The organism is Roseateles sp. (assembly GCF_052436255.1).
Classification (GTDB): domain Bacteria; phylum Pseudomonadota; class Gammaproteobacteria; order Burkholderiales; family Burkholderiaceae_C; genus Pelomonas.
Window position 1 is genome coordinate 1 of the sequence record NZ_JBQVNP010000218.1, and the last position, 5,791, is coordinate 5,791.

Below are 5,791 nucleotides of genomic sequence, written 5' to 3' on the forward strand. Positions count from 1 at the left end.
GCCGAGGTCCACAGGCTCAGCACGCGCGCCACCTCCGTCAAGGAGATGGATCGACGACGAAGCCCGGTGGGCACCATCTGCCTGGCGCAACTGGACATCGCGCCGCGCAACATGGGCCTGGGCCTGCCCGGCCTGGACTTCAGCGAGTGGTACGGACTGGACATCCGCTTCACCCTCGACATGCCGCACGACGATGTCCGGGATTTCGTGCTGGTCGCGGACGACGGTGGCGTGCTCTACGTGGATGGCAAGGAAGTGATCAACAACGACGGCCTGCACGTGCCGGACGCTGTCATGGGCACGGTGGCGCTGACCAAGGGCATTCATCAGCTGCGCGTGCGCTACCTCCAGGGTCCCGGGGGCGGCGCCTTGATGCTGGGTTGGAAGAAGTCCGGCGCGCCGGATTCAGACTACCGCCCCATCCCACGCCGCCTGCTGGGCCGTCCGCCCGCCGCTTCGGAATAAGCTGGCGCGCTTTCACGGGAGGACCTTCATGCCACTGAACTTCAGCTGGGCACGCGCCGGCGTCGCAGCCCTGGCCCTTGCCAGCACCGCCGCCGCGGCGCAGCAGGACGGCGAGGCCGTCACGCCCGACCGCGCCCGCGCCAACTTCGCACGCCCGATCACGCTGGCGGCCGACGATGTGCGCGCCTTCGCGCCGCCGCCCGCCGGCTTCGCTGACGCGCAGGCCGGCGTGCCGGGCGGTCGCATCGAGGAACTCGGCTACGCCTCCGGCGTGACCGGCACGCAGCGCCAGGCCCTCGTGTACCTGCCGCACGGCTACGCGGCCGGACGCCGCTACCCCGTGCTCTACCTGCTGCACGGCATCGGCGGCAACCAGCACGAGTGGAACGGCTATGTGCGTGCCAATGTCGTGCTGGACAAGCTCATCGCCAGCGGCAAGGCGCTGCCGATGATCGTCGTCATGCCCAATGGCCGCGCCATGCCCGACGACCGTTCGCCGCCGCCGGATCGCGTGTTCACACCGCAGAACGCCGAGGGCTTCGCGAAGTTCGAGCGCGACCTGCTGGAGTTCCTGATCCCGGCGGTGGAGACCAAGTACGCGGCGGCGCGCGACCGCCGCCAGCGTGCGCTGGCCGGGCTGTCGATGGGCGGGGGCCAGGCCTTGAACTTCGGCCTTGCCCATCTCGACACCTTCGCCTGGGTGGGCGGCTTCTCGTCGGCGCCCAACACGCGGCCCGATGCCGAGCTGCTGCGTGACCCGGCGGCGCTGAAGCGAGAGCTGGCGCTGCTCTACCTGTCCTGCGGCAACAAGGACGGCCTCATCAACGTCTCGCAGCGCGTGCATCGCGCGCTGCAGGCGCAGGGTGTGGCGCACCTCTGGCATGTGGACGAGTACGGCCACGACCGCGACAGCTGGGCCGAAAACCTCTTCCACTTCGCGCAGCGGCTGTTCCGCTGAGCCGGCCAAAGCTCGTCGCCGCTCCGTCGTGCACCGCCCCCACCCCCCAAGGATGCCCATGCGCCTGCCTTCGTCGACTCGCGCGTTCTTCGCCACTTTCTGCCTGCTGCTGGCCTGCCCCGCCGGTGCCCAGCCAGCCGACAACGGCAAACTCGACCGCGTGGAGGTGGCCGGCCGCCAGGTGGCGCTGTCTGCCTGGTTGAGGGCCGAAAGCCCTCACTTCGTCGTCTACTCGGACGCGCGCGAGGAAGACGTCGCCGCGCTGCTGGACAACCTCGAGAAGCTCGACCACCTGCTGCGCCTGTACACCCAGCCGGTGCGGCGGGCCGAGCGGCCGGCTGCCAAGCTGACCCTCTACCACCACGCCCGGCTGTCCGGCTTGGAGGCGGTCGACGCCAGCGGCCCGGCCGATGCCGTCGGGCTTTACGGCAGCTGTCCGGCCGGCGTGCAGGGCTTCAGCGTCCAGATGGAGCGCATCGCCAGCCTCGCGGACGCGCAGTTGGACAAGGCGGCGTTGAACGACACGCTGTCACATGTGTTCGAGGCCTACGCGCGGCACTTCCTGCGCCGCCACACGGACATCCGGGCACCGGCCTGGTTCGTCGAAGGCTTTGCGCAGTACTTCTCCAGCGTGCGCTTCTCGGCGCAGCAGATGGTGGTGGGCCGCGCTCCCCGGGCGCTCGCCGGCTACCTGCGCTTTCTCGGTGAAGGGCGCCAGTACAGCCTGGAGTACGAGGACGTGCTGCTGAACGACGTGGCCAACGCGCGCAGCCCCGGCGGCGCCGCCGGCGTGGGCCTGGAGTTCACGGCGAAGTCCTGGCTGCTGACGCACTACGCGCTGTCGTCGGACGACCGGCGCAAGCGCCTGAGCCGCTACCTGTCGCTGGTGGAGCAAGGCGAGGCGCCGACGGCGGCGTTCGAGCGCGCCTTCGACATGAAGACCGCGGACCTCTCGCGTGTGATGTGGCGCTACGCGCTGCGCGGCACGGAGAGCCTGCGCGTGGAGCCGCAGGACCTGCCCGCGCCGCATGTCGGTTTGCGCACGCTGCCACTGTCTTCGGGCAGCTTCGTGCTGGCGCAGGCCGCGCTCAAGTCCTGCCCGGGACGGCAGGCGGGCGAGGCGCTGTTGAAGAAGGTCACAGAGCTGGCGGCTAGGTTCCCGCGCGATCAGCAGGCCCGCCTGACGCTGGCCCGCGCGCAGATCGACTGGGGCGACCCACAGCATGCCCTGGCCCCGCTGGAAGCGGTGCTGCAGGCGGACGACGCCCACCTGGAGGCCGGCTACCTGATGGGCATGGCCCGGTTGAAGCTGGCCGGTCGCAGCGAGGGCGAGGCGCGGCGCGCGCACCTGCAGGCGGCGCTGCGGCGGCTGCAGCAGGCCAGCGCGTCCAACCCGGGGTCGGCGATGCTGGCCTTCGCACGGGTGCAGGCGCAGCTGGCTACGGGAGACCTGCCCGACGATGCCGCGTTGCAAGGCCTGCTCTCGACCTGGCAGGAGGCGCGCGAGGTCAATGCCTTTGCCGGCGCGGCCGCGCTGGCGCATGCCTATGCCGGCCAGGCCGACGCGGCCTATCGAACACTCGCCTCGCTGGCCCAGGACCCGCAGGACCCGGCCACGGCCCGCTGGGCCCGGCAGTGGCAGGCCCGGCTCGAAGCGGGCGTGACCCGCGGCGACATCCTGGCCGAGTTGCGGCGCGACTTCAGCGCCGAAGCGCCGCTCAAGGAGTGGACGCTCGACAAGGCCAGCGTGCTGCGCAAGGTGGAGCTGGGCCATGGCCTGGAGGCGGCGGCCGACTTCATCAAGCAACAGCAACAGCAGCAGCAGCAGGACCGGGCGGCTGCGCCGTCCGCCGCACCCGGCGGGACCGGCCCGAGGCCCTAGCCGGCCTGCCCCCGGCGGCGTTCAGGGGTTGACCAGGCGACCGGCGACGCCGAACTCCGCCACGCCGCCGCCCTGGAGCTTCAGCCGCACCCGGCGGCCGGTGAGGGCCTCGGTGGGCAGTTCGAGCGTGCCATCGCCCGCCTCCTGCAGGGCGCGCGCCGCCAGCACCAGCCACTGGCCGTTCATTTGCTGCACTTCGGCCTGCAGCGCGTAGCGGCCGGCGCCGCAGGGACGCACGACGATGCGCTGGATGGCCACGATGCGTTCCAGGTCCAGCGCCACCCAGGGCTCGGGGTCTAGGGCCTCGGGCCGCCAGCAGGTCGCGGCGTCGCCATCGTTGACAAGACGCGAGGCGTGGCCCGCGGCGGCCGAGCTGGCCTGAGTGGGTGTGTCGCGGCCGAACAGCTGCTCCTCGCCCAGCTCGGCCACGGGCGGGTGGTAGGGCCGGTCGGCCGCCAGCGGCGTGATGGCCGGGCGGAAAGCCGGCCCCGCCAGCGTGGCGATCGCCAGCACGCCGTCCTGCAGCCCCGGTGAACTGGCGCGCAGCCGGCTCACGCCCGCCTGCCAGCTGCGCATCGCGATGGCGGCCTGGCCGTCGCGGATGGCGATGTCGGAGCCCGGCGCGAAGGCGATGCGCCGGCCGGTGGGCAGCTCGCCCGGACCGGACTCGATGTCCAGGCGCACCGGCGGGCTGTTGCTCAGGGGCCGGCCCTCGGCATCGACGACGGTGACGACCAGCTGCACGTCGTCCGTGCCGTCGGCGCGGCGGATGGCCGGTGCGCTGGCCGTGAGCTTCAAGGCCGCCGCCTTGCCGGCCTGGGGCCAGGCGGGCGGTGCGATGCCCAGGTAGTGCTGGCGGTACCAGTGCCAGGCCCGCTTGGGCAGGCGCGAGAAGTCCACGATGCCCATGGAGCCGAACTGCCGGCCGGCGATGGAGCCATGGTCGAAGCCGGCCCAGATGGCTTCGCCGGAACGCCAGGCCGGCCGCCAGCTCTCGGGCTTGCCGGCGCTGGCGCCGGGCGTGCGCTCCAGGTCGCCCCAGCCGGGCGCGAATTCGCCGGGGCGATCCGCGATGGTGGAGCCGTACTCGGCCACGAAGTTGGGCACGCCGGGGTTGGGGAAGAGGACGGCGCCGTCGCCGTTGTAGCCGGCGATGTCGCCGAGCTTGTCGAGCTCGCCGCGCTGCACGCCCGAGACGGCCGCCGGCCGTGACGGGTCGAGCGCGTGCGACAGGGCCACCATGTCCTTGAGCAGCTGGCGCACCTTGGGCAGCGTGTGCGCGGCCGTGAAGAAGGCCTCGTTGCCCATGCTCCACGCGACGATGGACGGGTGGTTGCGGTGGATGCGGATCATCTCCGCGAGCTGCTGCTTGACGCTGGCCTCGAAGCCCGCCTCGTGCGCCGCCTCGGTCGGGTAGGCCGAGGCACCCCAGGGGCTCTTGAAGCCGGCCGTGCCCCAGAACGGCGCCTCCGACATGTAGAGCATGCCCAGGCGGTCGGCCGCCGCCGAGAAGTGGGGGTCGTGCGGGTAGTGCGAGCCGCGCAGGAAGTCGAAGCCGGCGTCCTTCATCTGCCGCACGTCGCGCTCGATGGCGGCGTTGGTCACGGCGTCGCCCCAGCCGGCCTGGTCCTGGTGCACGTTGGCGCCGCGGAAGTAGCGGTGTTGGCCGTTCAGGAAGAAGCCCCTGTCCGCCGTCCACTGCGTCCAGCGGAAGCCGAATTCGGTCTCGAAGCGGTCCGTCGCCCGCCCGGCCACCACCAGCCGCGTCACGGCGCGGTACAGGTGCGGCGTCTCGGGTGTCCAGAGGGCCGGCCGCGGGATGGGCGCCGAGCGCTGGGTCGCCATCAGGGTCTGGCCGGCCGGCACGCGCAGCCGCGCTTCGGGCAGGCGGCCGACCAGCGCACCGCGCGCGTCGACGATGTCGGTGCGCACGACGACCTGCTGCTCGCGTGGCGCGTCGTTGCGCACCTCGGTTTCGGCCACGACGACGCCGCGCTCGGCCGTGAGGTCGGGCGTGGTGATGCGGGTGCCGGTCCAGGGCACGTGCACGTCGCCCGTGTGCACCAGCCAGACGTCGCGGTACAGCCCGCCGCTGAAGACATGCTCGCCCGCACGCGGCGCCAGGGTGGGGTCCCAGCGGTTGTCCACCCGCACGGCGACCAGGTTGCGGCCGGCCTTGAGCGCCGGCGTCACATCGACGCTGAAGCCGGTGTAGCCGCCGCGGTGCGTGGCCAGGCGCTGGCCGTTGACGTAGACGTCGGCCACCTGGAAGGCGCCTTCGAATTCGAGGAAGACGCGGCGGCCGGCCGGCGCCTGCGCGAGTTCCAGCGCCTTGCGGTACCAGCCTTCGCCGACCGGGAAGCCGGCCGCCTGGAAGTAGGGCAGGCTGAAGCTGTGCGGCAGGCCGACGGCGGCCCAGCCGCTGTCGTCGAAGCCGGTCTGCTCGGCGCCGGCCGCGGCGCCGAGGTGGTAGCGCCAGCCGGCGT

Annotated in this window: 4 protein-coding genes; 3 read left to right on the forward strand and 1 reads right to left on the reverse strand. The window is 72.4% G+C overall.

Annotated features, from left to right (window positions below; all coding sequences use genetic code 11):
* The 3 genes from ACT6S0_RS25905 to ACT6S0_RS25915 all read left to right on the forward strand — a co-directional run.
* Nucleotides 1-465: PA14 domain-containing protein (locus tag ACT6S0_RS25905; protein WP_444766615.1), on the forward strand; the 465-nt coding region annotated here is incomplete at its 5' end.
* 28 nt (nucleotides 466-493) lie between these two features.
* Entirely contained in the window at nucleotides 494-1,423 is a 930-nt protein-coding gene (locus ACT6S0_RS25910) for an alpha/beta hydrolase (protein ID WP_444766616.1), read from the forward strand.
* A 58-nt stretch (nucleotides 1,424-1,481) separates the two neighbouring features.
* The gene (locus tag ACT6S0_RS25915) at nucleotides 1,482-3,305 is read left to right on the forward strand and encodes a hypothetical protein (RefSeq protein WP_444766617.1); all 1,824 of its coding nucleotides are present in this window, start codon (nucleotides 1,482-1,484) and stop codon (nucleotides 3,303-3,305) included.
* 21 nt (nucleotides 3,306-3,326) lie between these two features.
* Here the strand turns inward: ACT6S0_RS25915 and ACT6S0_RS25920 are convergent.
* Nucleotides 3,327-5,791: glycoside hydrolase family 2 TIM barrel-domain containing protein (locus ACT6S0_RS25920; protein WP_444766618.1), on the reverse strand; the 2,465-nt coding region annotated here is incomplete at its 5' end.

Excerpts from the sequence above, each read along its gene's own strand:
- ACT6S0_RS25910 (WP_444766616.1), top strand. The coding sequence starts at position 494 with ATGCCACTGAACTTCAGCTGGGCACGCGCCGGCGTCGCAGCCCTGGCC.
- ACT6S0_RS25915 (WP_444766617.1), top strand. The coding sequence starts at position 1,482 with ATGCGCCTGCCTTCGTCGACTCGCGCGTTCTTCGCCACTTTCTGCCTG.